The 24,386-nt window shown below is 68.0% G+C and carries 27 protein-coding genes; 5 read left to right on the forward strand and 22 right to left on the reverse strand.

Going from position 1 to position 24,386, the window contains the following annotated elements; all coding sequences use genetic code 11:
* The first annotated feature begins 60 nt into the window (after positions 1-60).
* Positions 61-630, forward strand: coding sequence for a tRNA-specific adenosine deaminase (locus tag A7U43_RS18970; RefSeq protein WP_067998376.1), 570 nt, complete (start codon positions 61-63; stop codon positions 628-630).
* Positions 631-714: 84 nt separating this feature from the next.
* Here the strand turns inward: A7U43_RS18970 and A7U43_RS18975 are convergent, their stop codons facing one another.
* The 5 genes from A7U43_RS18975 to A7U43_RS18995 form a co-directional block, all read right to left on the reverse strand.
* Positions 715-1,437, reverse strand: a complete 723-nt coding sequence (locus A7U43_RS18975; protein WP_067998377.1) for an SDR family oxidoreductase — start codon at positions 1,435-1,437, stop codon at positions 715-717.
* A gap of 82 nt (positions 1,438-1,519) precedes the next feature.
* The gene (locus A7U43_RS18980; protein ID WP_067998378.1) at positions 1,520-2,611 is read right to left on the reverse strand and encodes a GGDEF domain-containing protein; all 1,092 of its coding nucleotides are present in this window, start codon (positions 2,609-2,611) and stop codon (positions 1,520-1,522) included.
* A 79-nt stretch (positions 2,612-2,690) separates the two neighbouring features.
* Complete coding sequence (locus tag A7U43_RS18985; protein WP_067998379.1) at positions 2,691-3,899, reverse strand: winged helix-turn-helix domain-containing protein; 1,209 nt, start codon at positions 3,897-3,899, stop codon at positions 2,691-2,693.
* 43 nt (positions 3,900-3,942) lie between these two features.
* Entirely contained in the window at positions 3,943-4,416 is a 474-nt protein-coding gene (locus tag A7U43_RS18990; RefSeq protein WP_067998380.1) for a dihydrofolate reductase, read from the reverse strand.
* Positions 4,413-5,213 (reverse strand): thymidylate synthase, encoded by an 801-nt coding sequence (locus tag A7U43_RS18995; RefSeq protein WP_067998381.1) that lies wholly within the window; start codon positions 5,211-5,213, stop codon positions 4,413-4,415. Before A7U43_RS18995 ends, A7U43_RS18990 begins: the two co-directional genes overlap by 4 nt.
* A gap of 71 nt (positions 5,214-5,284) precedes the next feature.
* On the opposite strand from A7U43_RS18995, the gene A7U43_RS19000 reads away from it, so the two are divergent.
* Complete coding sequence (locus tag A7U43_RS19000; RefSeq protein ID WP_067998382.1) at positions 5,285-6,022, forward strand: dienelactone hydrolase family protein; 738 nt, start codon at positions 5,285-5,287, stop codon at positions 6,020-6,022.
* Position 6,023: 1 nt separating this feature from the next.
* Here A7U43_RS19000 and A7U43_RS19005 read toward each other — a convergent pair whose 3' ends face one another.
* Genes A7U43_RS19005 through dapB form a run of 4 tightly spaced genes read right to left on the reverse strand, consistent with a single transcriptional unit; the run spans position 6,024 to position 8,146 of the window.
* Entirely contained in the window at positions 6,024-6,482 is a 459-nt protein-coding gene (locus A7U43_RS19005; RefSeq protein WP_067998384.1) for a hypothetical protein, read from the reverse strand.
* Positions 6,483-6,495: 13 nt separating this feature from the next.
* On the reverse strand, positions 6,496-6,897 hold the full coding sequence (locus tag A7U43_RS19010) for a flavodoxin family protein (protein WP_068003163.1): 402 nt from the start codon (positions 6,895-6,897) through the stop codon (positions 6,496-6,498).
* A gap of 44 nt (positions 6,898-6,941) precedes the next feature.
* Positions 6,942-7,412 carry a hypothetical protein gene (locus A7U43_RS19015; protein WP_067998385.1) on the reverse strand — a complete coding sequence of 157 codons (471 nt, stop codon included), beginning with the start codon at positions 7,410-7,412 and terminating at the stop codon, positions 6,942-6,944.
* A complete protein-coding gene (gene dapB / locus A7U43_RS19020; RefSeq protein ID WP_067998387.1) occupies positions 7,409-8,146 on the reverse strand; it encodes a 4-hydroxy-tetrahydrodipicolinate reductase in 738 nt (245 codons plus the stop codon). Before dapB ends, A7U43_RS19015 begins: the two co-directional genes overlap by 4 nt.
* A 42-nt stretch (positions 8,147-8,188) precedes the next feature.
* Here dapB and A7U43_RS19025 point away from each other — a divergent pair, with 42 nt between their 5' ends.
* On the forward strand, positions 8,189-8,950 hold the full coding sequence (locus A7U43_RS19025; RefSeq protein WP_067998389.1) for an META domain-containing protein: 762 nt from the start codon (positions 8,189-8,191) through the stop codon (positions 8,948-8,950).
* Between the two features lie 9 nt (positions 8,951-8,959).
* Positions 8,960-9,862: an NAD-dependent epimerase/dehydratase family protein gene (locus A7U43_RS19030; protein ID WP_067998391.1), complete on the forward strand. Its 903-nt coding sequence runs from the start codon at positions 8,960-8,962 to the stop codon at positions 9,860-9,862.
* Here the strand turns inward: A7U43_RS19030 and A7U43_RS19035 are convergent.
* From A7U43_RS19035 to A7U43_RS19075, 9 genes are all read right to left on the reverse strand, one after another.
* Positions 9,859-10,686 (reverse strand): hypothetical protein, encoded by an 828-nt coding sequence (locus A7U43_RS19035; RefSeq protein WP_067998393.1) that lies wholly within the window; start codon positions 10,684-10,686, stop codon positions 9,859-9,861. The two genes, A7U43_RS19030 and A7U43_RS19035, sit on opposite strands and share 4 nt — an antisense overlap.
* Positions 10,683-11,840 (reverse strand): NHL repeat-containing protein, encoded by a 1,158-nt coding sequence (locus tag A7U43_RS19040; protein ID WP_068003167.1) that lies wholly within the window; start codon positions 11,838-11,840, stop codon positions 10,683-10,685. The genes A7U43_RS19035 and A7U43_RS19040 overlap by 4 nt, the downstream gene beginning before the upstream one ends.
* A gap of 30 nt (positions 11,841-11,870) precedes the next feature.
* Entirely contained in the window at positions 11,871-12,776 is a 906-nt protein-coding gene (locus A7U43_RS19045) for a NifU family protein (RefSeq protein ID WP_067998395.1), read from the reverse strand.
* A complete protein-coding gene (locus A7U43_RS19050) occupies positions 12,773-14,026 on the reverse strand; it encodes a tetratricopeptide repeat protein (protein ID WP_067998397.1) in 1,254 nt (417 codons plus the stop codon). The genes A7U43_RS19045 and A7U43_RS19050 overlap by 4 nt, the downstream gene beginning before the upstream one ends.
* Positions 14,027-14,042: 16 nt before the next feature.
* Positions 14,043-14,249: a hypothetical protein gene (locus A7U43_RS19055; RefSeq protein WP_231963352.1), complete on the reverse strand. Its 207-nt coding sequence runs from the start codon at positions 14,247-14,249 to the stop codon at positions 14,043-14,045.
* Positions 14,250-14,257: 8 nt separating this feature from the next.
* Entirely contained in the window at positions 14,258-15,019 is a 762-nt protein-coding gene (locus A7U43_RS19060; RefSeq protein ID WP_068003169.1) for a hydrogenase maturation protease, read from the reverse strand.
* 65 nt (positions 15,020-15,084) lie between these two features.
* On the reverse strand, positions 15,085-16,695 hold the full coding sequence (locus tag A7U43_RS19065) for a nickel-dependent hydrogenase large subunit (RefSeq protein ID WP_067998402.1): 1,611 nt from the start codon (positions 16,693-16,695) through the stop codon (positions 15,085-15,087).
* A 59-nt stretch (positions 16,696-16,754) separates the two neighbouring features.
* Positions 16,755-17,720 carry an NADH-quinone oxidoreductase subunit B family protein gene (locus A7U43_RS19070; protein ID WP_067998403.1) on the reverse strand — a complete coding sequence of 322 codons (966 nt, stop codon included), beginning with the start codon at positions 17,718-17,720 and terminating at the stop codon, positions 16,755-16,757.
* Between the two features lie 48 nt (positions 17,721-17,768).
* Positions 17,769-18,296, reverse strand: coding sequence for a DUF1641 domain-containing protein (locus A7U43_RS19075; RefSeq protein WP_067998405.1), 528 nt, complete (start codon positions 18,294-18,296; stop codon positions 17,769-17,771).
* Between the two features lie 204 nt (positions 18,297-18,500).
* Between A7U43_RS19075 and A7U43_RS19080 the strand changes: the two genes are divergently transcribed.
* Positions 18,501-19,562, forward strand: a complete 1,062-nt coding sequence (locus tag A7U43_RS19080) for an AraC family transcriptional regulator (protein ID WP_067998407.1) — start codon at positions 18,501-18,503, stop codon at positions 19,560-19,562.
* A gap of 10 nt (positions 19,563-19,572) precedes the next feature.
* Here A7U43_RS19080 and hypE read toward each other — a convergent pair whose 3' ends face one another.
* From hypE to hypF, 4 genes are read right to left on the reverse strand one after another with little or no spacing between them, the layout of a single operon-like run.
* A complete protein-coding gene (gene hypE, locus A7U43_RS19085; protein ID WP_067998409.1) occupies positions 19,573-20,655 on the reverse strand; it encodes a hydrogenase expression/formation protein HypE in 1,083 nt (360 codons plus the stop codon).
* A complete protein-coding gene (hypD, locus tag A7U43_RS19090; RefSeq protein WP_067998411.1) occupies positions 20,648-21,763 on the reverse strand; it encodes a hydrogenase formation protein HypD in 1,116 nt (371 codons plus the stop codon). The genes hypE and hypD overlap by 8 nt, the downstream gene beginning before the upstream one ends.
* The gene (locus A7U43_RS19095) at positions 21,760-22,047 is read right to left on the reverse strand and encodes a HypC/HybG/HupF family hydrogenase formation chaperone (RefSeq protein ID WP_067998413.1); all 288 of its coding nucleotides are present in this window, start codon (positions 22,045-22,047) and stop codon (positions 21,760-21,762) included. Before A7U43_RS19095 ends, hypD begins: the two co-directional genes overlap by 4 nt.
* Entirely contained in the window at positions 22,020-24,350 is a 2,331-nt protein-coding gene (hypF, locus tag A7U43_RS19100) for a carbamoyltransferase HypF (RefSeq protein WP_231963354.1), read from the reverse strand. Before hypF ends, A7U43_RS19095 begins: the two co-directional genes overlap by 28 nt.
* Between the last annotated feature and the right edge of the window lie 36 nt (positions 24,351-24,386).

Consider the following 24,386-nt stretch of genomic DNA (forward strand, 5'->3'; position numbering starts at 1 on the left):
TAGCGGTGGTTTATGCATCGCCGCCGCTGCGCCACCGACGACGCGGCGTTAGAGTGCCGCATGAGTCTGCCGCGCCGTCTGCTCGATGTCATCGACCTCGACGTTCTCCCGTTGACCGAGGCCGGCGTGGCCGCCGGTAACAAGGTGTTCGGCGCGGCGATCCTGCGAAAATCCGACCTGTCGGTGGTGATCGCCGGGACCAATGCCGAGACCGTCAATCCGTTGTGGCATGGCGAGGTGCACACCCTCACACAGTTCTACGAGCTTCCCGAGCATCCGCCGACCGCGGATCTGCTGTTCCTGTCCACCCATGAGCCGTGCACCATGTGCATGTCGGCGATCACCTGGGCCGGGTTCGACAATTTCTACTACTTCTTCAGCCACGAGGATTCCCGGGACAGCTTCGCCATCCCGCACGATCTGCGCATCCTGCGCGAGGTGTTCGGGCTGGAGCCCGGTGGCTACCGCCGCAGCAATGCGTTCTGGACGGCGTACTCGATTCCCGCCCTGGTCGATGCCGAGGACGATCCGCAATTGCGCGCCCAGCAGGCACGGATCACCGAGCGGTATGCGACGCTGTCGCAGCGGTACCAGGACAGCAAGGGCGACAACGACATTCCGTTGAGCTGAGCCCCCGGGTCGGTCTCGCCGAGATACGCACAATGGTTGTTCAGGATGCCGGCAACGCGACCATTGCGCGTGATTCGGCGCCGGCTACGCCGTCCGCAGGTACTCCGAGCCCCCCACGTAGACGATCCCGGGGTGGTACTGCGACTGGGCGGCCCCGGCGATGGCCGCGGCGAACTCGTCGGTCGACGGCAGCGGAGCGCTGCGCCGAGGCTCCAGCGCCGGGCCCTGCAGCCGGGTCAACACGTTGGTGCCGTCGATCATGTCACCGGAGACCACCGTGAAGTGGATTCCGCGGCGGTGGAATTCATGGCGCATGCCGTACATCGCGGTCTCGCCGGCCCGCATGCTCGCCGCGATCGGGGCGTACCCCATCGGCACGGCCTTGTGCGGGTAGAAGTGCGCCTGATGGCTGGTGACGAACACCACGCGGGCACCCGCGGGCATCAATGGCAAGGCCAACGTGACGAGGCGGCGCTGGGCGTCACGGTTGAGCAGCATCGCGTACCCGGGGTCGGCGTCACGTTCCAGTCCCCCGGACGCATTGAGCACCAAGGTGTCCAGTCGGCCGAAGCGCTGACGGATGCCGGCGAGCATCGCCTCGGCGGCGGACTCGTCGGAGATGTCGGCGGCCACCGCCGACGCATGTCCACCGGCGTCGCGGATGGCGTCGGCCACGGCGTGCGCCCGGCCGGCCTTCTCCCGGTAGTTGACGATCACGTGGGTACCCGGATGGGCGAGCTGGTGGGCGACCTCCGCACCGATTCCGCGGGACGCGCTGGTCACCAGGGCGATGTGTGGTTCGTGCATGTTGGGTCCTTTCACCAGGCCGTCACGACACGTACCCGGCTCACGGTACACCCAATTTAAGAAAAATAAGAGATCTTTAAGGTCACGGTGAGGTGGCGGTCGCGTCGCTGCGATGTATCCGGTTGCCGCCCGCCCGTTTCGACCGGTACATCGCCAGGTCGGCGGCCCGGATGAGCCCGTCGAGGAACTGCTCCGGCTCGACGACGGCCGCCGGACCGAGCACCGCCCCGCAGGTGCCCAGGCTGGCGGTGATCTGTACCGGTAGGGCGGCGATGCCCAGGCGGATGCGTTCGGCCGTCACCGCGTGCGTCGCGGCGCTCGACATGTCGGCGATGACGAACTCCTCGCCGCCGAGACGGCCCACCGCCGCATCGGCACCGCTGTGCTCGGCGAGCACAGCACCGATCCCCACGAGCGCCTCGTCGCCGACCGCGTGCCCGCGGGTGTCGTTGAGCTTCTTGAAATCGTCGACATCGATCATCGTCACGTGCAACTCCGCGTGCCCCGCCCGGCGCTGCAGCAACATCTCGTGCACCGAGTTGTAGAAGGACCGGCGGTTGGGCAACCCGGTGAGCGGATCGACGTCCGAGGACCGCAACTCCGTGTGCAGTGAGTGCACGAGCGCGTGGATACCGAAGGGCACCCCGAGATTCAGTCCGAGCACCAGCAACAGCGAGGCCACCACCAGCGCGGCGTCTCCGGTCTCGGCGAGCAACCGGGCGGCGGCGACCGACGCGCTGATGGCCGCGACCGCGAAGTTCGCCAGCACGTGCACGAGGGCATGGAAGTAGGCGAGCAGACCGCCGACGGCCGCGAACATGGCGCAGCCCATCAGGGCGCCGTACGGCGTGGACAGCGACAAGGTGCCCGCGGCGATGGACAGACAACACACCGCGTGGAAGACCAGCGACTGCGTTCGTGACGGCCAACCGATGAGCCAGACGACGCCGACGCCGACGCCACACCCGGCCGCCGCGATCGCCACTGCGCGTGCCCACCCGCTACCGGGGCCGTAGGGGCTCATCAACATGACCACCGGCACCGCGGCGAACAGCAGCGTGAAGGCGAAGGTGGCCAGCCGCCACTGCCGGTCCAGACCGCGGTCACGCAGGTAGACGCTGAACCAATGGAACTGGTCGGCCTGCTGCCACCATCGGCGGTCCCACCCCGACATCTGGAACAGTCTGCCCGTTATTTACCTATCCGTCACCCCGTACCTCGTCGAAGTAATGCACCCGCAGGCCGTCCATGGCTCAACTAAGCAGGACCGCCCGCAGATGCGGGGCCAAATCACCGCGATCACCGACCGTCACGTCACCGAGACCCAGCCATCCCGCCATCGACCGCAGTTCCACGGCCATCGCCTCGGCCACCCGGCGACGATCCCGGCCTTCCTCGGTGAACGCGCCCAGCACCTGCAGCACCCCGTCGGCGCGTTTGAGGTCGACCCGCCCCACCAGTTCACCGTCGAGCAGGAACGGCCATACGTAGTAACCGAATTGACGCTTGTGCGCCGGGGTGTAGATCTCGATGCGGTAGTGGAAACCGTCGAACAGGCGCTCCATGCGAGGCCGGAAGAAGACCAGCGGATCGAACGGGCACAGCAGCGCGGTGCCGCGGTCACGGCGCGGCACCTTCTGCCCGGCACGCAGGTAGGCCGGGGCGTTCCAGCCCGCGACGTCGACAACCTCCAGCTCGCCGTCGGCCACCAATGCCGCAACCGCCGGTTTGCTCTGTTTGGGGCTGAGCCGGAAATAGTCACGCAGATCCGGTTCGGTGCCCACCCCCAACGCGCCGGCGGCCCGCAGGATCAACTCGCGCACCGCCTCCTCGTCGGAGACCCGGCGCGCCAGCACCTCCGGCGGCAGCACACGTTCGGTGAGGTCGTAGTGGCGGGCGAAACCGACCCGGGTCGCGGTGGTCAGCACACCCGAGGACCACAGCGCCTCGGCCACCCACTTGGTATCGCTGCGGTCCCACCATGGGCCCTTACGCCCCCGGGGTTCGGCCTCCAGATGTGCTTCGATCTGTCCGGCGGTGGACGGCCCCAGCTCGGCGACCGCCGCCACGATGTCCTCGGCCAGGCGGGCGTTCTTCCTGACGATCTCGGTCCCCCAGCGACCGTGTTCGTACTCGGCCATCCGCCACCGCAGCAGCGGCCAGTCGTCCACGGCCATCAGCGCGGCCTCGTGCGCCCAGTACTCCACCAACAGCCGGGGCGCCCGGTCGCTGTGCGCCCACGCCGCCCGGTCCAGGACCTCACGGTCGTACGGGCCCAGCCGGCTGAACACCGGCGCGTAATGGGCGCGCACGGCCACCGATACCGAATCCAGTTGCAGGACCTGAATCCGGGAGATCAGCCGCTTCAGGTGCCCGCGAGTCAGCAGACCCGGTTTGGGCTGATGGAAACCTTGGGCGGCTACGGCGACCCGTCGGGCCTGCGCGGCGGTCAGAGTGGGCACCTGCCCATCGTTGCCTACGGCACCGACACGGCGCGGGCTCCGGTCAGGTCCGCACGTAGCTGCTGAACCGGTACCGCAGCCCCGAGCCGCTGGTCAGCCAGTCCCCTTCGGTGCCGACCCAGGACTCGTCGAGGACCGGCGCCATCGCGTCCCCGTCGTCGCGGTGCAGGTCGATGTCGATCTCGGTGATCTCGCAGCGTTCGGCCAGCGGGAGCGCCAGGCCGTAGAGCTGGGCGCCGCCGATCACCCAGAGGTCGCCGGATTCGGGCAACTCGGTGACCACCTCGGCGCCCTGCGCGGTGTACCCGCCGTTGCGCGAGACGACGATATTGCGACGTCCGGGCAGTGGGCGCACCGAGGCCGGCAGTGACTCCCAGGTCAGCCGACCCATCACCACGGTCTGGCCCAGGGTGAGCTCCTTGAAGTGGGCCTGGTCCTCCGGCAGGCGCCACGGAATGCCGTTGTCGCGGCCGATCACACCGGAGGTCGACTGCGCCCAGATGAGCCGGTAGGTCACACCGCCACCGGGGCCTTGATCCCCGGGTGCGGGTCGTAGTTGACGATGGCGATGTCCTCGTAGGTGTAGTCGAAGATCGAATCCCTGGGTGCCAGGACAAGTTCGGGGTAGGGCCGCGGATCGCGGGACAGCTGCAAGGACACCTGCTCGACATGGTTGTCGTAGATGTGGCAGTCGCCGCCGGTCCAGATGAACTCGCCCACCTGCAGGCCTGTCTGCGCGGCCATCATGTGGGTCAGCAGCGCGTAGCTGGCGATGTTGAAGGGCACCCCCAGAAACAGGTCCGCGCTGCGCTGATACAGCTGGCAGGACAGCTTGGAGTCGGCGACGTAGAACTGGAAGAACGCATGGCACGGTGGCAATGCCATCTGCGGGATCTCACCGACGTTCCAGGCCGAGACGATGTTGCGGCGACTGTCGGGATCGCGCTTCAACAGCTCCAGAGACGCACTGATCTGGTCGATGTGCTCACCCGACGGCGTCGGCCAAGACCGCCACTGCACGCCGTACACCGGGCCCAGATCGCCTGTCTCGGAGGCCCATTCGTCCCAGATGGTGACACCACGCTCCTGCAGCCACCGCACGTTGGAGTCCCCCCGCAGGAACCACAGCAATTCGTAGACGATCGACTTGGTGTGCACCTTCTTGGTGGTGATCAGCGGAAAACCGGCGCTCAGGTCGTATCGCAGTTGGTGACCGAACAGGCTGCGGGTGCCGGTGCCGGTGCGATCGGCCTTCGGTGTTCCCTCGGCCATGACCAGGCGCAGCAGATCTTCGTACGGGGTCGCGATCGGCACACGGTCAGCTTACGTCGAGCCGGGTGGAGTACAACGTTAAGGGCGAGCGACGCGACGGGAGAATTCTGGCCATGCCGATCAACCACGACACCATCACCACCGCCGACGGCACCTGCCGGGTCACCGTGGCGACTCCCGACGGGGATGGCCCGTGGCCCGGTGTGGTGATGTACCCCGACGCCGGCGGGGTCCGGGCGACCTTCGACCAGATGGCCGCTCAGCTCGCCGGGTACGGCTATGTGGTGCTGGTTCCCGACGTCTACTACCGCGAGGCCGGGTGGACCCCGTTCGATATGGGTTCGGTCTTCGGCGACGAGGACGAGCGCAAACGGCTGTTCGGGATGATCGCCAAGGTCACACCCGAGATCATGGCCACCGACGCGGCCGCCTTCTTCGACTATCTGCAGGCCCGTCCCGACGTGCGCGGTGACACCTTCGGCACCACCGGGTACTGCATGGGCGGACGGACCTCGCTCATCGTCGCGGGCCGGGTCCCCGACCGGGTGGCCGCGGCGATGTCGTTTCACGGCGGCGGGTTGGCCGCCGACGATCCGGGCAGTCCGCACCTGCTGGCCGAGCAGATCACGGCCCGGGTGTACGTGGGTGGCGCCCGCGACGATGCCTCGTTCACCGTGGCGGACTCGCTGATCCTGGAGGCGGCGCTGACCGCGGCCGGGGTCGATCACACCATCGAGTTCTACTCGGCCGCACACGGTTTCGCGGTGCCGGACAACCTGCCCTATGACGAGGCGGCGGCCCGCCAGCACTGGGAGGCGATGGCGCAGGTGTTCGGCAGCACGCTGAGGTGAGTCATTCGCTGCGCCGCCGCGAGTGCAGGAAGGTGGCGAATGCCCGGAAGATGCCGCGGGAGGCGTACACCGCGGCCACGATCGACAGCACGATCAGCAGGATGAACATCACCAGCCAGTTGCTGCGGGAGTGGCTGACGTTCCACCACACGATCGCGAACAGCACGGTGCAGATGAACACCACGATGTCGCGCCAGTTGCCGGTGTAGGAGGCGGCCATCTCCCGGATTTCGCGGTTCTTGTCCACGGCCGCGACGATGTCGTCGATGCGCAGATCGATGGACCGCTGCAGTGCCGCACGCCGCTCGACCTGTTCGGGGGGAAGCTTTTCCAGCAGTTCCATATCGGCCGCGATCGCGCCGCGGATGTCCGGGCCCTTGAACGCGCCGGCCGCCAGGCCCAGCAGCGCGCCGCCGGCGATCGGGGCGGCACCGAGAGCGAGTTCGGCGATTCCAGGCATGTCTACTCCTTCGTCAACCCATCAACTGCGCGGCGAGCGTCGCGCCCAGATTCCAGCACGCTTCCAGATCCGTCTTGGCGGGTTTGCCGGAGACCACCACGTACCGTGCGGCCTTGATCCACCCCAGCCCGGCGGTGATGCCGTCAACCGCCCGTTCGGCGCCTTCGGTGCCCTCGTTGCCATGCAGGTACAGCCCGAACGGCCGGCCCCGGGTGCTGTCGAGCAGCTGATAGTAGGCACCGTCGAAGGCGTGCTTGAGCGCGCCCGAGATGTAGCCGAGGTTGGCCGGGGAGCCCAGCAGATAGCCGTCGGCGTCCAGCATCTCGGCCGGCGACACGGTCAGGGCGGGCCGGCGGATGACCTGTACCCCCTCGATATCGGGATCGGTGGCCCCGGCGATGACGGCCTCGAACATCTCCTGACAGTGCGGCGACGGGGTGTGGTGCACGACGAGCAGCTTCACCGTCGGCCCGCGCGTTCCATCTCGACGGCGGTGCGCATCGTCTCGCGCGCCCGGCCGCGGTCACCGGCGTAGTCGTAGGCCCGCGCCAGCCGGTACCAGCGCACCCAGTTGTCCCGGTCGGCTTCCAGCTCGTCGCGGGTCTTCTCGAACAGCGCGTCCGCGGCGGGGCGCTCGATCCGCCCCGACGGCCGGCGCGGCAGCGCACCGACGTCCAGATCCATGCCCGCCTCCCGGGCCAGCCGGACCAGCCGCTGATGCGCCAGCCCCGCCCGCAACGTGGCCAGCATGGCCCACAGGCCGACGATCGGCAGTGCCAGCAGCGCCACACCGAGACCGATCGCGGCCGCCTCGCCGGAGGCGATGAACGCCAGCGCCGTTCGGCCCAGCATCAGGAAGTAGACCACCAGCGCAACGCACATGAAGCCGATCAGCAGCTGGATGCGCAGTGCGCGCGCGCCGTCGGTCATGACAGGTCGAGCAGCGGCTCAATCCCGACGGTGAGACCGGGACGCTGGCCGACCTTGCGCACCCCGAGCAGCACGCCGGGGACGAATGACGTGCGGTCCAGGCTGTCGTGTCGGATGGTCAAGGTCTCCCCCTGAGTGCCGAACAGCACCTCCTGGTGCGCGACCAGCCCGGCCAGCCTGATGGAGTGCACCGGGACACCGTCGACATCCGCGCCGCGGGCGCCCTCGATCCCGGTACTGGTGGCATCCGGGTTGGGCGGCATACCTTTTCGGGCTTCCGCGATCAGCCGGGCGGTGCGCACGGCGGTGCCCGACGGGGCGTCCGCCTTGTGCGGGTGGTGCAGCTCGATCACCTCGACGGATTCGAAGTGCCGGGCGGCCTGCCTGGCGAAGTGCATGGTGAGCACGGCACCGATGGCGAAGTTCGGCGCGATCAGCACCGCGGCATCCGGGCGGGCGGACAACCACTGCTCGACTTGGGCGATCCGCGCGTCGGTGAAACCGGTGGTACCCACCACGGCGTGAATACCGTTGTCGATCAGGAATTTCAGGTTGTCCATCACAACATCAGGGTGGGTGAAGTCGATGACCGCCTCGGTACCACTGTCGGTGAGCACGGTGAGCGGGTCACCGGCGTCGATCTCGGCGGACAGCTCGAGGTCGGCGGCATCGCGAACGGCATCGACCATGGTGGCGCCGACTTTGCCCTTGGCGCCCAACACTGCAACTCGCATGATCGGAAGCCTACTGCGCCGGTGGGTCGGTACCGTGAGCACATGCGTCTTGTTCGGCTCCCGCTCGTGGCCCTGGCCCTGGCCGGGTGCGCCGGCCCGGCCGCCGCCGACGACGAGTCCACTCCCGGGGACCGCACGTTCGTGTCGGTGGGCGTGGTGGGTGAGCAGATCCCCGGCGGCGGACCGTTGACGCTGGAATTCGCCGACGGCCGGGTGTCGGCGTTCGCCGGGTGCAACCGCGCCACCGCGCCGACCGACCTGTCCGGCGGGCAGCTCGGCATCGGGGAATTGGCCACCACGATGATGGCCTGTCCGCCGCCGTTCGCTGACGCGGATACCTGGATGACGCATTTCCTGCAGGCTCGGCCGGCCTGGACGCTGACGGCCGACACCCTCACGCTGAGCACCGCTACCACCACCGTCACCCTGCGCGACAAGGAGGCCGTCGACCCGGACCGGCCACTGGTCGGCACCATCTGGCGGGTGCAGTCCCTGGTCTCCGGCCAGTCCGCGATGACCTCGGTCGCCCTGGAGCAGGCCCGCCCGACGCTGACGATCAACGCCGACCAGAGCGTGACCGGGTGGACGGGGTGCAACACTTTCTACGGCCGCGCCGACGTCGCGGCGCCCACCGTCACCTTCGCCACCGTGCAGGTCGCCGGCCCGGGATGCCCCGGCGAACCGGGCGATATCGAACGGGCGATCGTCGGCGTGCTCGACGGACCGGTCCAGGTCGAGATCGACGCCGACCAGCTGACGCTCAGCGGCGCCAAAGGCGACGGATTGGTGCTGCGCGCCGAGTAGCATGCGGCCATGCGTGGCGCAAAGATCCTCATCACCGGCCCGACCGGACAGGTCGCGGCGCCGCTGGCGGTGTCGCTGGCCGCCGAGAACGAGGTGTGGGGCATCGCCCGCTTCACCGATGTCGTGGCGCGGCAGAAGCTGGAGGACGCCGGCGTTCGCTGCGAGAAGGTCAATCTGGCCGCCGGGGATTTCAGCGGCCTCCCCTCGGATTTCGACTACGTCCTCAACCTCGCGGTCGCCAAGAGTGGGCGCTGGGACAAGGACCTGGGTGCCAACGCGGAATCGGTGGGACTGCTGATGGCGCACTGTGCCGACGCGAAGGCCTTCCTGCACTGTTCGTCGGCCGCGGTGTACGACCCGCCGGACGACGAACCCCGCACCGAGTCGGCGGCACTGGGTGACAACCACAAGTCACTGTTCCCGACGTACTCGATCTCCAAGATCGCCGGCGAGGTGGTGGCCCGCACGATGGCCCGCGCGCTCGGCGTGCCGACGGTCATCGCCCGGCTCAACGTGCCCTACGGCGACAACGGGGGCTGGCCGTTCTATCAGATGGAGATGATCCGCGCGGGCGTGCCGATCCCCGTCCCGCCGGGCGGACCGGCCCGCTACAACCCCATCCACGAGGACGACATCATCGCGATGCTGCCCAAGGTGCTGGCGGCCGCATCGGTGCCGGCGACGACGGTCAACTGGTGCGGCGACCAGACGGTGAGTCTGCAGCAGTGGTGTGGCTACATCGGTGAACTCGTCGGCCGCGAACCGGTGTTCGAGGAGAGCGCGCAGGCGCTGCGCGGCGGCCCGACCGACACCACGCGGATGCACGAACTGGTAGGCGGCACCTCGGTGGACTGGCGCGACGGCATCCGCCGGATGGTGACCAAGTTCCACCCGGAGCTGGTCGGGGTCTAGCAGGCGAGCAACCCGGGATCGAATGTCGCTCTGGCCGCGACCGATGCCGCTGCTGCCGCGACGATCAGCCCCGCATCCGACTCGTGGCCGTTGGGAAAGACCACCTCGGCACTGTCCGGACCGTCACGGTGCGCCATCAGCCAGTCGTACAGCAGCCAGTCCAGCGCACAGGTCACGGCCATCGGGTCCGCATCGGCGGCCCCGGCCGCGTCCACCACGGTCCGCAGCGCTTCCAGGTGTTCTTTGCGCGATGCTTGCTTGTCCACCCCGGAACTGTCGAACATCATCATCGACAACGTCAAGGGATAGCGCTGTCCCGCTTCGGTTCTCACGATCCAACGAGCCCCCTTCCACGGCCGCCCCGGATCGAGCTGGGCCAGCTCGCCGAACCCCGCGATGACACCGATTGCCGGCTCGTCGAGCTCGCCGTCCAGCGGTGCGGGGCCCAGTAGTCCGAGCGGCTCACGGGCCAGGATGGAGAACAGCGCCGCGGTACCGATGATCTTGCCCGCGCGCAGATCCGCGCCGAGCCCCAGCGCGTCCAGCGCTGCCGCGTACTCGTGGCAGAGCCTGTCGAGCGTGCGATGCAGGGTGCGCAGGTCATCGCGCTCACCACGGGTCGGGCCGCGCCCGCCGCCGAGAACCTCACCGAGACGTCCCGCGGCGATGATCAGCGCGTCGTCGATCGCCTCCAGGTGGGTGGCCACCAACCGGTCCGGCTCGTCGTCGGCGGCGATCAGGGCCGGCAACGACGTCGGCGATCCGCACGCCGTGGTCCAGTAGAAGCCCAACTGACCTTCGTCCTGGACGATCCGGGGCCTCACGAGCGACGCCAGATCATCACGCGATTGTTGCCGGAGTCCGCCACCGCAAACCGGTCGCCCCGCAACGAGATCCCGTACGGCCAGCACAGGGTGTCCGACTGCACCGACGTCCACCGGTTCTCCCCGTTCGAGGCGAAATCCGGCTGGGCCAGCACATGATCGGCCCCGCGACCATCCCCGGGGACACCCTCCCACACCAGGATCCGGTTGTTCGCGGTGTCGGCGATCACCAACCGCTCGCCATCCAGGCCGAGCGCGTACGGGAAGCGGAACCGGTCACCGGTGTGCGGTCCGTACGGCCATTCGGCCGCGCTGGCGAAGTCCGGCTGGCCGAGGACCAGATCCGCGGGTTGATCGGCGGCGGGGTGCGGGGACCAACCCAGTATCCGATGGTCGCCGGCATCGGCGACCAGCAGCAGATCATCGTGGCCGGCGATATCGTGCGGCCAGCGGAAACTGGCCGGCCCGGCCGGGCCGCCCCGGTTCTCCTCGCGGTGGGTGCCGTCGGGTTGACCGAGCACGATATCGGCCGGTCGTCCAGGGTCGGGGATGCCGCCATCCCAGCCGAGCACCCGGCGGTTACCGGTGTCGGCGACCCAGAACCGGGACCCGACCACGGCGATGCCGAAGGGCCAGTAGAGGCTCGACGCCGAGCAGCGATCGCCGCGATTCGCGGTGACGCACGACGAATCACTCTGCCCAAGAATGTGATCCGGCGGCGTATCGCTGAGCAACGGGACCTCGTCCCACACCAGGATGCGGTGGTGCCAGGCGTCCGCAACGATCAATCGACCCTCGTGTACCAGCACTCCGGTCGGCAGATTCATCCCGCGTTCGGGTCCGCGTCCGTTCGCCGCCCGCCCCTCGGTCGTACCGTCGGCCTGACCCAGAACCACATCGGCGGGTTGTTCGTCGTCGGCGGGAATGCCGTGCCAGATCAGCACCCGGTGATTGCCGGAATCGGCCACCACGAGCTGGTCGTCGCCGAGGAAAACCCCACGCGGCGAGTACATCCAGGACATCGACGGGCTGGCCGGCGGCAACGCGAGTCCGCCCGGTGCCGGCGCGCCCAGCCACACCTCGGGATACCAACCGCCGCGCAGATCCACCTCGGGGGCCACGTCACGGCGTTCCGGTCCTCGGTTGACGTTCATGCGCACGGTGTAGCGGCTCACGGTGTCAACTCATCCCCGCCCGATCCGTACCCACACCTCGCCGTGGTCGACGCGCAGCGGCAGCTGTTCCAACTGCGCCCCGGGCGCGGTCAAGCACTCGCCCGAGGCCGCGTCGTAGCAGAAGCCGTGCCAGGGACAGGTGAGCGTCCCGTTGCCGACATCGAGCAACGCGTTGTCCAATGGCAGTGCCTCATGGGCACATTCGTTGCGGTACGCCGTCATTCTGTTCGCCAGGTTGACGATCACGACCTCCGCGGCGGCGCCGGAATCAACCGTCAGGCTGGTCGTGGTGATGTTCCCGTCGGGCACCTCGGCGATCGGGCCGACCCGCGCCCAACCGTCGTTCGCCGGATTCAGGCCGATGGTCAAGGACTCCACCGCTATCAGGGTCGGCGACGCTTCGGGCGGCAGCACTTCGACCACATTCACGCCGGGGACGCCTTCGGTGAGCGCTGCCTCGACCAGGTTGCGCAGCGTGGCGGAAGACATCGAGCAGCCGTTGCACGCACCGTCGAGCCGCACGAACGCGGTACCGTCCTCGATGCGCACCAGGGCGACATCTCCGCCGTGGCTTTGCAACTGCGGGCGCACCTGTGCCAGCGCACGATTCGCCAGTGTCATCGGGTCGGGCCGCACGATCTCGTGGATCGACAGCAGCAGGTGCACCACCGGATCGTCGACCAACTCGAACAACGCCTCCCGGGTCGCCTCGTCGGCCTTGAGTCTGCGCACGATGCTGACCAGACCGGCCCGGTGAATCGCCTCGACCGACGCCTTGACCTCCTCGGCGACGGCGCGCGCCGCCGGGTCCAGCCCCGCCAGCGCCCGCATTGCCTCGTCGACTCGCCGCGCGAGTGTCTCGAATTCCGGCTCATCGACATTGCCGGCGGGTGATTGTGTTGCGGCGGTGGTCATCTGGGTGCCGCCTCGGTGCGATTCAGTGTGATCTGGCGGGCCACCTCATCGAGGATGCCGCGCACCGCACGCATCGAGACCTCGTCGCCCAACTCCTCGAACAGTGACCGCGCCTCGTAGAGCTTGGCCCTGGCTTCGGTGAAAATACCCAGGTGGGCGAGCGCATTGCCCTGGTTGGCCAGGACCCGCGCCCGCCCGAGCGGGTCGGTGTGCCGGTCTCTGGCATCGAGCACCGCCTCGTAGAGTTCGACCGCCTCGACGAGGTTGTCGGCCTGGTGTTTCGACGGTGTGTACACCAGCGAATTGGCCAGGTTGAGTTGCACACTCGCCCAATGCTCGGGATGGTCCTCGCGGGTGTACACGGTCAGCGCGGACCGCAACGACTGGGCGGCCACCCCGAGCCGCAGCTGACTGGAAGCCTCGACCATCGGCATCGTCAGGTAAGCCGCGGCAAGGTCGGCGTGGGCCGCGGCCCACAGCAGCGGTGCGTCCTCGCGCCGTATCAGTTGCAGCGCCGAGTGATAATGCGGAACGGCCGCCACGATCAGCCCCGGGTTGTGCTGGGCCTGATCGTGCATCACACCAGCGGCGTTCAGATGCAACTCGGCGCGTTCCACGCGCAGGCCATCGGCATCGTCGAGCAGCCGCAGCGCCTTCTCCATGCGCTCATGTGCCTCCCCCGGGTCATCGGCAGCCAGGCAGACCGACGCCGACGCACCGATCAGGACCCCGGCAAGCGGCCGGGACACGGTCCTGGCACAGTCGACGGCCGCATCGAGGGTGGCGATGGCCGCCGCCGGATCGTGGGCGATCAGGTGGCTGGCGCGCGCGGCAAGCACGACGGCCGCCAGCTCGCCGTCGGCCCCACCGAGCTCGGGCGGTTCGTCGATACGGCCCAATGCGAACGCGACCACGTCCAGTAGCGGGGCGAATTCGCCGAGCACCGACCGCAGACTGCCGATGTCCTCGAGGTCTGGGTCCAGCACGAAGCGGTTGTAGCGGGTCACCGGATCGGTGCCGTCCAGCGCGGCCAGCGCACTGCCGCGGTCACCGGCCAGCGCATGCCGGTGCGCGTCGAGCCGGGCAGGCCAGACCTCGGGCAGGCAGCCCGCGAGCAGCGCCGCACGCGCCGGCTCGGTGTCGTCACCGGCGGGGATCAGCAGGTAACCCAGCGGCAGAGCGAACGCGCCGAGCGGTTGCGGCCGGACGGCGAGTTGCGCCGAGGTCTCGGCGATCACGGTGTCGGTCACGGCCCTCCCATCGATGTCACCCGTTCCCGGGTTCTTTGAGGTCACGCTCGGCGGCCCTCCGGATCAGCCCGGCCGCGAGTTCGGCCCGCCGACGGGTGCGGTGGGTGTTGATGCGCTTGCGTACCACGCCGTCGGCGAACACCACCACGATGTCGACGGCGAACTGGCCGCGCTCCTCGACCACCACGGTCCAGACGGCGTACGCCTCATCGGCTGAACTCATGACGGTCATCACGTGGTCGGCTCGAGGGGAATCCGCAACGCCCGCTGCTCCTCATCCCAGAAGGCGGGTCGCACACCCACCGGGATACGGCCGTAGAGCACCTCGTGAATGAGTGCGCTGCGATCCCCCGCCGGGTTGCGCTGTTTGAGAAGCAGCCCGCCGCTGCGCGGGCCGCGCAGCGGAATGAGCCAGAAATCGTCATCGCGTACCACCGCCGCCACCGCGTCGGAGGGGAACCTGCTCCCGGCCAGGGCCGCGTCGAGACGAACGTACCCGTCGGCGGTGAACTCGACGGTCACCTCGGCGGCCGCCGTGGGGCGCAGCGCGTGCAGGAACTCCCGCTCGATGACATCGATGACGGTGTGCATCCCGGCCTGCACGGGCCCGGACAGGTCCGCCCCGTAGTCGATTCCTGACACCTCGATGAGGAACACCGTGATGTCGTCCGGGCAGGCCTCGCCCAACGCCCAGCGGGCGAATGCGATGGCGTGATCCCACCGGAACGAATGGGTGTGCAGCCCTTGCAGGGGCGGCAGTTCGGCGAACTCCTCGCCGGGCACCCGGTAGACCGTGCCGGGCGTCGCGCCGGTCGCCGCGGCATCGACGATGACGACCCGCCCCGCGCCCCGCATCCGGAACGCGGTATCCATACCCGCGGTCCCGCCATCGACGATCTGTGCGCCATCCGGCACGCCCAGCTCCCAGAGATGGCGCACCAGAACGGGTCCGACACCGTCGTCACCGCGCAGCAGGTTGCCGCAGCCGACCACGAGTACCTCGCAGCCCGGCGGTTGCAGGTCGATGACCCCGCTGTCCGGTTCGGTAGCCGTCAGGATCACACCATCCCGTTGATCACGAATTTCGACATCTCTTTGCCCGTCTTCCCGTCGTAGGCGTGCACGGTGCACACCAGACACGAGTCGAAACTGCGGGCCACGTGCCCGAGTTCGACCGGGTCTTCGACATCGCGGATCGGTGAACCGACCAACGCCTGTTCGATCGGGCCGAGGACCTCCGCACTGTCCCGGGGGCCGATGTTCCACGCCGTCGGGGTCACCACCTGATAGTTCTTGATCTTGGAGTCCTCGATGACGATCCAGTCGGCCAGCGCTCCACGGGCCGCCTCGGTGGCGCCGAAACCTCTGCCCTCGGCGTACTCGGTGGGCTTGGTGTAGAAGCTCTCCTTCAGATCGATATCGTCGAGCCACTGCCGGGCCCATCTGTAGTACTTGGGCGCTTCGTGCATGCGCGCCATCTGGCGGACGAAAACGCTCGGACCTATCGAGTTGTACAGATTGGGGAACAGTGGGTCGTTGTCCTGGTGTCCCAACGCATTCGGCCCGCCCGCGGCCATCCGCCTGGCCAGCGGGCCGGCCTCCAGCGGGATGTTGCCGAGTCCGCCACCGATGTCGTAGCGCGGTGACTTGGCCCAGCTGTACTTGCCCTGGCCGCGGCCCGCCTCGGGATCGATCGGGATGGTCTCCCCCTCGAACGGATGCAGTGGTCGACTGCCCTCGTAGAAGGAATGCGTCACGTCTTCGCGGACCTTGGCCTGGTCGAAGGGATGCCAGTCACCTGCGGCGTAGATGCCGGAGCGGCCGATGAGCGCATCGTTGCGGCCGTCGATCGTCGGGTTCTCATAACGCGCAGGATCGAAATAGGTTCCGGTGGCCAGGTAATTGCCCACGCCTTGGCCGTATTTGTCGAGTCCGACGTCCAGGCAATACCGGATGAAGAACCCGCAGTCGCTGTTGTGCTGCGACTCGTTCTCGTCGACCCAGGCGAGCATGTCCTCCCAGGTCTTGATCTCCAGCCAGCGATCGACGCTGCAGCCCAGCCACTGCCCTTCCAGCCAGGCGTCTTTCCAGTGTTCGAGGATCGCGATCGAGCGGGTGACGTCGGAGAGGGTGGGCGCGCACATCACGCCACCGGGCACCATGAAGCTCGAATGCGGCCACTGTCCGCCGAAGATCGCGTACACCTCGACCGGTTTTCCGGAAAGCACCACGCCCGGTTGGTAGCTCGTACCCACATAGGGCGCGAAGCGGCGCACCGCCTCGTCATACAACGGCGATTTCGCATAGTTCTTGTTGGTCAGATCTATCGCGAACAGCGCATAAAAGTATCGCGGGATCGACTGCAAGGTCTCGGCGGCCTGGCAGATATTGCGGACCAGCGTCGCGTTGGTCGGCATATGCGTGCGCCATGCCGTATCGAGCGCGTACGCGGATTTGTACAGATGGCTGCCCCCGCAGATCCCGCAGATTCGCGGACAGACGACGAGCCCGGCCTGAGGATCCTTGCCGCGCAGGATGATCTCGAAACCACGGAACATCGCGGCCTCGGTCCAGGCCGAGGTGACGACGCCGTCCTCGACGGTGACCCGGACGTCCAGATCGCCCTCGACTCTGCCGAGCGGGCTGACGTAAAGATCCAGTGCGGTCATTGTGGTGTGGTCCTTCCATGAACTCCGGTGGTGTCGGACTGGGCGGCAGCACGCCGCCGTCAGACCACGAACATGTCTTCCTTGGACCACTGCGGCGCGGCGATGCGGGCCGCCGCGGCATGCGCCATGTAGGTCAGGTGATCGGTGCCCTCCGGCACCTCCTTGGGGATGACCCCGCTGACCTTCTGCGTCTTGAACACGGTGCCCGGCGCGAGATCGAAGTGCGGGAATTCCGGCTCGGTGCAGCCCAGACAGGGCATTCCGGCCCGGGTCTTGGACGATTGGCGGTTCCACAGGATCCGGTTGCACGGGGAATGGGTCATCGGCCCGCGGCAGCCGAATTCGTAGAACAGGCATCCGGTGCGGGTTCCTTCGCCGAATGACATCGTCGACTGTTTGTATTCGAAGAATTGCACACGGGTGCAACCGGTTTGAGTGAACGTCTTGAAGAACGTCTCGGGCCTGTGCAGTTCGTCCAGCGTCAGGTCGCCGGCACGGCCGGTCGCCAACGCGACCAGGATCTGGGTGATCCAGTCCGGGTGGGCCGGACAGCCGGGAATATTGATGACGGGTAACCCCATCTTCGATTTGAAGTCCGGGCCCAGGAAGCCGCCTTTGCCGCGCTTGTGGAATTGCAGTCCGGTGGACTGTGACGGGTTGGGCTCCATCGCGGGTATGCCACCCCAGCAGGCACAGTCACCGATCGCGACGACGATCTGCGCCGCCCCGGCCAGGTCGGTCACCCAGTCCTTCATCGGGCGGTCGGCGAACATGTCCATCCGCCCGCCGTGCGCCTCGATGACGCTGCCCTCGAAGACGAAGATGTCCAGCGGGCGTTCACCGCTCGCGCAGTCGTGGAACACCTTCTGCGCGTTCTTTCCCAACTCCAGACCGAGGGAAGGATGCCAGATCAGGTCGAGCCCGAAGTCGATGATCAGGTCGACGACGTTGGGTTCGTCGGCGTTGAGGAACGACATGGTGTTCCCACTGCACGCACCTCCTTGAAACCACAGCACCGACGCCATGTGAGCTCCTCTCCTGATGCCCGACCCCGGGACCTGTTCGTGCGGGTGTCATCTGGTGGCCAGTTGCCTGCCGAAAGCCTTGGCGACCTGCAGCATGAAGCCGAGGCCGCGGGCCACATCGGGGTCCTTCGCCGATTTGAGGATTCCGAAGAACCCCTTGGGGCCTTCGGGATTGCGCGCGTGGGCCGTCTTCGCCTCGACCAGTGCCGCGCCGAGTTGGGCGAGCACCTCGGCGGCCTGCGGATCGGTGAGACTCGATCCGAGCAGCGAGTTGAGGGCGGGGGCCGCGTCGATCATTGTTCCCGACAGCGCGGCGAAACTGTCCGCCAGACCGGCGAGATCCACCGATTTCAGCGGTGCATTCGCCGCACCGGTGACATCCCCGATCGCCGACGTCAGACTGGCGCTGATCTCGTCGCTGCGGCGCACCAAGCCATCGAGGCCGGACACCAGGATTGCCAGTAGATCAGCGTGTTCGAGGAGATCGTTGAGCGCTGCGGCCACCCGGGGATCGTCCAGCTTGGCGCGGACCTGATCGGCGGGCGACACCTGCAGAACCTGACCGTTCGCTGCCATTGCGCCTCCGTGCCTCCGAGCTGGCCTCCCTCACAAGCTAGCTCTCCGAACTGGCTGCGCCTATCGCTATCACGCAGCTATTGTCAGGATTGCGCACACTTCAATGCGCTGGTGCGCAGCGGGATTGGTGTGAGCTTGCGTGAAGGCCGTCAACCATTTAGGTGAGCCTCTGCTTATGGCATCGACACGCGCCGGGCGGCCGCGATGTCGCGCCTGAAGCGCCTCGGATTCATCGATGTCCGCCACACCGAGGACCCGGTGCGGCGAAAAACCCGGTCCCGCGGCGTGCCGCCGGCGCTGACCGGCAACGAGATCTTCTACACCGAGAACATCCGTGAGGCCGGCACCCTGATGGGCCAGGCATTGTCCCCGTTGACACTGCACGTCGCCGATGAGCACCTCGATGGATTCGCCGCGGGTCTGCACGGGGTGCGTCTGCGCAATGTCAGCATGCTGTACTTCGACCTGCACGTGCCCGCGACGATCGATATTCCGCGGGTGGGCAACTATGTCGCCGTGCACATGCCGATGAACGGCTGCGCACTGGTCAGTCACCGCGGCAACACCTTCGAGGCGAACAGCATCTGCTCAGCGGTGTGTAGCCCCGGCCACCCGCTGATCATGCGCCTGGACCTGGATTCGCCCCAACTGATCATCCGGATCGAGGAGCCGGCGATGGCCGCCTACCTGACCCGGGTCATCGGCCGCAGACTCGCACACGCGCTGGCATTCGAGCCGCAGTTCGACCTCACCAGCGAGGCGGCGATGCGGTGGCACGCCGCCGTACAGCTCATCCACACCGAGGTGTTCCACCCCGGTTCGCTGGTCGGGCGCGGGCAGGGTATCGGTGCCGTCGAGGAACTGGTGATGAGCAGTCTGCTGCATCTGCAGCCGTCGAACTACCACAACGAGTTCGCCTCGCCGGGGCGCACGGACAAGCGCAAAGCGGTGGTGCAGGCGGCCATCGACTATCTCGACGACCATCTCGCCGAACGCATCACGATGAGTTCGTTGGCCGGGGCCGTGCACATGAGTGTGCGGGCGGTCCAACAGGGTTTTCACGAGCAGCTCGGCATGTCTCCGATGACCTACCTGCGCGAACGGCGCCTGGAGCGTGTCCATGAGGAACTCATGGACGCCACACCCGCCGATGGCATCACGGTGACCTCGGTTGCCGAACGCTGGGGGTTTCATCACCTCGGCAGTTTCGGCGGCGAGTACCGCAAGCGCTGGGGTGAGTCACCGTCGCAGACACTGCGTCGCTGACGGCGCCGGGTCAGCAGATCCGCGGGAGCTGTTCGCCCAGCTCGCGTTCGATGACCCGGGTCGTGCCGAAGGACGTGCGTCCGACCGCCATGCCCGGGTGGTCGGCGACCACTCGGCCGATGACCGCGGCACCGGCGCCCTCGGGCCGGGCGCGCATCGCCGCCAGCACCGCCTCGGTGGCCGTCGGGGCCACGAACGCCACCAGCTTGCCCTCGTTGGCCACCTGAAGCGGATCCAGTCCCAGGAACCCGCACGCCGACGCGACGGCTTCCGGCACCGGGATTGCCCCCTCGTCCAGCAGGATTCCGACCCCCGCCGCCCTCGCGATCTCGACGACCGCGGCCACCAGACCGCCACGGGTGGGGTCGCGCAACGCGTGGATGGTGCCCTCCGGCGCGTCCGCGGCCAGCATGGCGGCCACCAACCGGTGCAGCGGTGCGCTGTCGGTGGTGACGACGGTGCCGAAATCGATTCCCGCACGCACGCTCATGATCGCCACCCCGTGCTCGCCGATCGCGCCGGAAACGATGATGTCGTCACCGACGCACGCCCGCTCGGGTCCGATGTCCACCCCGGCCGGGATGACCCCGACCCCGGCGGTGTTGACGAAGAGCTGGTCTGCGCTGCCTTTGCCGACCACCTTGGTGTCCCCGGTGACGATCCGCACCCCGGCCGCATCGGCCGCCTTGCCCATCGACTGGGCGACCCGGGCGAGCACCTCGAGTTCAAGGCCCTCCTCGAGGATGAAACCGGCCGTCAGACCCAGCGGCTGGGCACCGCTCATGGCCAGGTCGTTGATGGTGCCGTTGACGGCGAGGTCGCCGATGTCTCCGCCGGGAAAGAACAACGGTGCCACCACATATGAGTCCGTCGAGACCGCGATGCGACCGGCCGCCACCTCGAGGACGGCGGAGTCACGGGACGGCCCGACCGAACCCGGGGGCGCCCCGAATGCGGGCAGGAACAGGTTCTCGATGAGTTCCTCGGACAGGATGCCGCCACCGCCGTGCCCCGCCACGATGCGTGTGGTCTCACGCAGCGGCAACGGACACACCCAGTCCTCGGGGTCGATGGCGACGGGTTCCTCACGCATGGGCGGCCGACAGATCCGCGGTACCGAGCCGGCGGAACTGATAGTAGGCGGCGCACGCGCCCTCGCTGGACACCATCGTCGCGCCCAGCGGCGTGCGCGGCGTGCAGGACGTCCCGAACGCCGGGCACTCATTGGGTTTCAAGAGACCCTGCAGCACCTCACCGCTGCGGCATTCGGCGGACTCCGCTACCTCCAGGTGGCCGACTCCGAACTTCTTCTCGGCGTCGAACTCGGCGTAGCGCGGGGACAGCGTCCACCCCGATCTCGGGATCATGCCGATACCGCGCCACGGCCGGTCGGTGACCACGAAGACGTCGTTCAACGTCTGCTGGGCGACCAGATTCCCGGCCGCGGTGACGGCCCGGGGGTAGGCGTTGCGCAACTCGGCCCTGCCCTCTTCGAGCAGGTCGATCAGCTGGCGGACTCCCTCGAGCAGATCGAGTGGCTCGAAACCGGACACCACGATCGGGATGCCGAATTTCTCGACCAGCGGCCCGTATTCGGAGGTACCCATCACCGTGCAGACGTGGCCCGCCCCGAGAAAGCCCTGCACCCGGTTGGTCGGCGAGGACAGGATGGCCGTCATCGCCGGCGGCACCAGCACGTGGGACACCAACAGCGAGAAGTTCTTCAGACCCAGCCGTTGGGCATGCACCACCGACATGGCGTTGGCCGGGGCGGTGGTCTCGAAACCCACCCCGAAGAACACCACCTCCTTGTCCGGGTTCTCCGCCGCGATCTGCGTGGCGTCCAGCGGGGAATACACGATCCGCACGTCCCCGCCACGGGCCCGCACGCTGAACAGGTCCGCACGACTGCCCGGTACGCGCAACATGTCGCCGAAGGAGCAGAAGATGACGTCCTGGCGCCCGGCGATCTCCAGGGCTCGGTCGATCATCTCCAGCGGCGTGACGCACACCGGGCATCCGGGACCGTGCACGAATTCCACGGCGTCGCCCAGCAGTTGGTCGATACCGTTGCGGATGATCGAATGCGTCTGGCCCCCGCACACTTCCATGATCGTCCAGGTGCGGCCGGCCCGTCTCTTGATGTGCTCGACAAGCACCCGGGCGGCGGCGGGGTCGCGGAATTCGTCGAGGTATTTCATGCCGGCTCCCGACGTTCCCCGGTGCTCGCCGACGACTGGACGCCCCCGAGCTCCTCGTCGAGGATGCCGAGGTCGGCGAACATCTTCAGGGTGTTGTTCGCCGATTCCTCGTCCAGCCGGTTGAGCGCGAATCCGGCGTGCACGATGGTGTACTCACCGATCGCGAGGTCGGGTAGGTAGGCCAGGCAGACCTTCTTGGTGGTGCCGCCGAAGTCCACGGTGGCCATTCTGGTACCCGACTCGTCCCAGATGTCGATTATCTTGCCGGGGATTCCGAGGCACATATGCCACTTCCTTCTGTCGGGGATCGTCGGCCCGCGGCCGCGACGGCGGCCTGACCGAGGGCCAACCCACCGTCGTTGCACGGCACAACACTGTGGGTGAGCACGTCGAAGCCACGGTCTGCCAATCCATGTCGAATGCCTTCGAGCAAAAGGCGATTGACGAAGACCCCACCCGTCAGGCCGATGGTCGCGATATCGGCCGCCGAGGCGCAGCGGGCAGCAACGTCGACCGTGGCCCTGATCACGGCCTGGTGGAACGCCCACGCCAACTCCGCCACGGCGACACCGGCACGCAGGCCGTCGACCAGTCCGCTGATCACCGGTGCCGGATCCATCACGCCGTCGCTGACCGCGAAATCCAGCACCGATGCTGCCGTGGCACCTGCGCGGGCCACCTGCTCGAGTTCGATGGCGGCCTGACCTTCGTAGCTGACCTGCTGGCACACCCCCAGCAGACTGGACACGCCGTCGAACAGCCGGCCCATGCTGGTCGTCGCGACGCAACCGATCCCGCGTGGGATCTGCTGGGCCAGCACGTGTCGACCGCGGTGCCCCACCGCCGAAACGGGAGCCAGGTCCGACTCCCACCGCACACCCGCCCGGTGCAGCAGGTCCAGCGCGATCCGCGCCGGCTGGAGTACGGCTCCGTCCCCGCCGGGCAACGCGAAAGGCGCCAGATGTCCCACCCGGGTGAATCCCCGCCCCCCCGAGAGTGCCAGAATTTCACCGCCCCAGATGGTTCCGTCCGGGCCGTAGCCGGTTCCGTCGTACGTGGCTGCGACCATCGGGCTGCCGAGACGGCCGTGCTCGGCCAGCAGCGACACCGCATGGGCGTGATGATGCTGCACCTGGCTGATCGATCCGCCCCGGCGTTGCGCCCAGCGGGTGGTCGCGTATCCCGGGTGCATGTCACAGGCGATCCGCTCGAAGCGACGATCCGTCATGCCCGCCAGGTGCTCAAGCGTCGCCGAGAAGCAGGACTGGGTGCGCGGGTCCGCCATATCCCCCAGGTGTGACGACAGGTGTGCGTGTCCGTCCGAACCCAGCAGACAGAACGTCGTTTTCAGATCGCCGCCGGTCGCCAGGATGACGGGGCCATCGGCGACCGGAACGCGCACCGGCAGCGGCGCATATCCGCGGGACCGGCGCACGGGCAGCGCAGCGCCCCTGTCGTCGATGGTGAGCACCGAGTCCTCGCACGGAACGTGGATCTCCCGGTCGTGCCCGAGCACGCCGTCGGCAAGCCCGGCGATCCAGCTCAGGTCGCCGTCCCGGAAGACGATCGGTGACCCGCCGGCGTTGGCGGAGGTCATCACCAGGGCGGTCGCGCCCAACTGCTGGAACAGCAGGTGATGGATCGGCGTGTAGGCCATCATCACCCCGATATCGCGAAGCCCGGGCGCCACCGCCGAACAGACGCCGTCTGCGCGTCGCGGGACCAGCACGATCGGCGCCGCCGCTGAGGTCAACAACCGCGCCGACGCCTCGCAGATCTCCGCAATGCCACGGGCGGCTTCCAGATCGGGGGTCATCACCGCGAACGGCTTGGCCGGCCGGGACTTTCGCCGCCGCAGCTCGGCCACGGCCGCAGTTGCGTCGGCCAGGCAGGCCAGATGGTAGCCGCCGATGCCCTTCACCGCGACGATCCCGCCGGCCGCGATCACCGCGGCGGCCGCGCCGATGGGGTCCGTGTCGCTGCCCTGCCCCGACCACCGCAGCACCGGACCGCAGTCGGGGCAGGAGATCGTCTGAGCATGGAACCGTCGGTCGGTGGGATCCCGGTACTCGACGGCGCACCGGGCGCACATCGCGAACTGCGCCATCGTGGTCGCGGGCCGGTCGTACGGTAGGTCGGTGATGACCGTGTAGCGCGGCCCGCAGTTCGTGCACGTGATGAACGGGTGCCGGAAGCGCCGGTCCGCGGGATCACGCATCTCGCGCAGGCAATCGGCACAGCAGGCAAGGTCGGGTGGCACCAGGGTGCGGCCCCGCCCCACCCCGGTGCTCTCGCCGATGCGGAACTCGGTGCTGCCGGTCGGAGCCAGCACGGTCAGCACGATGCGGTCGATGCGGGCCATCGGCGGCGGCGCGTGGCGGATATCGTGCACCGCGCCGTCCACGTCGGCCTGGGCACCCTCGAATTCGCAGTGCACCGAGCCGGAGTCGTTGCACACGAAACCGGTCACACCGCGCGCGCCGGCAATCCGCGCAACGGCCGGGCGGAACCCGACACCTTGGACCACACCGGTGATCTCGACCCTCGTCCGCACCATCGTGGCGGGCGCTCGCAGAACACGCTTCATAGGCCTCCCGAACAGGACAACCCGGGCGCACCGTTG

The organism is Mycobacterium adipatum (assembly GCF_001644575.1).
Lineage (GTDB): Bacteria > Actinomycetota > Actinomycetes > Mycobacteriales > Mycobacteriaceae > Mycobacterium > Mycobacterium adipatum.

What these genes read in the sequence shown, in the direction of transcription:
- A7U43_RS18975 (WP_067998377.1), bottom strand. Translation starts at nt 1,437, where the DNA reads ATGCACGAACCACACATCGCCCTGGTGACCAGCGCGTCCCGCGGAATC.
- A7U43_RS19010 (WP_068003163.1), bottom strand. Translation starts at nt 6,897, where the DNA reads ATGTTCGAGGCCGTCATCGCCGGGGCCACCGATCCCGATATCGAGGGG.
- A7U43_RS19025 (WP_067998389.1), top strand. Translation starts at nt 8,189, where the DNA reads ATGCGTCTTGTTCGGCTCCCGCTCGTGGCCCTGGCCCTGGCCGGGTGC.
- dapB (WP_067998387.1), bottom strand. Translation starts at nt 8,146, where the DNA reads ATGCGAGTTGCAGTGTTGGGCGCCAAGGGCAAAGTCGGCGCCACCATG.
- A7U43_RS19070 (WP_067998403.1), bottom strand. Translation starts at nt 17,720, where the DNA reads ATGGCGTCGGTGCTGTGGTTTCAAGGAGGTGCGTGCAGTGGGAACACC.
- A7U43_RS18980 (WP_067998378.1), bottom strand. Translation starts at nt 2,611, where the DNA reads ATGTCGGGGTGGGACCGCCGATGGTGGCAGCAGGCCGACCAGTTCCAT.
- A7U43_RS19075 (WP_067998405.1), bottom strand. Translation starts at nt 18,296, where the DNA reads ATGGCAGCGAACGGTCAGGTTCTGCAGGTGTCGCCCGCCGATCAGGTC.
- A7U43_RS19095 (WP_067998413.1), bottom strand. Translation starts at nt 22,047, where the DNA reads ATGTGCCTCGGAATCCCCGGCAAGATAATCGACATCTGGGACGAGTCG.
- hypD (WP_067998411.1), bottom strand. Translation starts at nt 21,763, where the DNA reads ATGAAATACCTCGACGAATTCCGCGACCCCGCCGCCGCCCGGGTGCTT.
- A7U43_RS19005 (WP_067998384.1), bottom strand. Translation starts at nt 6,482, where the DNA reads ATGCCTGGAATCGCCGAACTCGCTCTCGGTGCCGCCCCGATCGCCGGC.
- A7U43_RS19030 (WP_067998391.1), top strand. Translation starts at nt 8,960, where the DNA reads ATGCGTGGCGCAAAGATCCTCATCACCGGCCCGACCGGACAGGTCGCG.
- A7U43_RS19040 (WP_068003167.1), bottom strand. Translation starts at nt 11,840, where the DNA reads ATGAACGTCAACCGAGGACCGGAACGCCGTGACGTGGCCCCCGAGGTG.
- A7U43_RS19065 (WP_067998402.1), bottom strand. Translation starts at nt 16,695, where the DNA reads ATGACCGCACTGGATCTTTACGTCAGCCCGCTCGGCAGAGTCGAGGGC.
- hypF (WP_231963354.1), bottom strand. Translation starts at nt 24,350, where the DNA reads ATGAAGCGTGTTCTGCGAGCGCCCGCCACGATGGTGCGGACGAGGGTC.
- A7U43_RS19015 (WP_067998385.1), bottom strand. Translation starts at nt 7,412, where the DNA reads ATGACCGACGGCGCGCGCGCACTGCGCATCCAGCTGCTGATCGGCTTC.
- A7U43_RS19000 (WP_067998382.1), top strand. Translation starts at nt 5,285, where the DNA reads ATGCCGATCAACCACGACACCATCACCACCGCCGACGGCACCTGCCGG.
- A7U43_RS19045 (WP_067998395.1), bottom strand. Translation starts at nt 12,776, where the DNA reads ATGACCACCGCCGCAACACAATCACCCGCCGGCAATGTCGATGAGCCG.
- A7U43_RS18970 (WP_067998376.1), top strand. Translation starts at nt 61, where the DNA reads ATGAGTCTGCCGCGCCGTCTGCTCGATGTCATCGACCTCGACGTTCTC.
- A7U43_RS19055 (WP_231963352.1), bottom strand. Translation starts at nt 14,249, where the DNA reads ATGAGTTCAGCCGATGAGGCGTACGCCGTCTGGACCGTGGTGGTCGAG.
- hypE (WP_067998409.1), bottom strand. Translation starts at nt 20,655, where the DNA reads ATGCGTGAGGAACCCGTCGCCATCGACCCCGAGGACTGGGTGTGTCCG.
- A7U43_RS19080 (WP_067998407.1), top strand. Translation starts at nt 18,501, where the DNA reads ATGTCGCGCCTGAAGCGCCTCGGATTCATCGATGTCCGCCACACCGAG.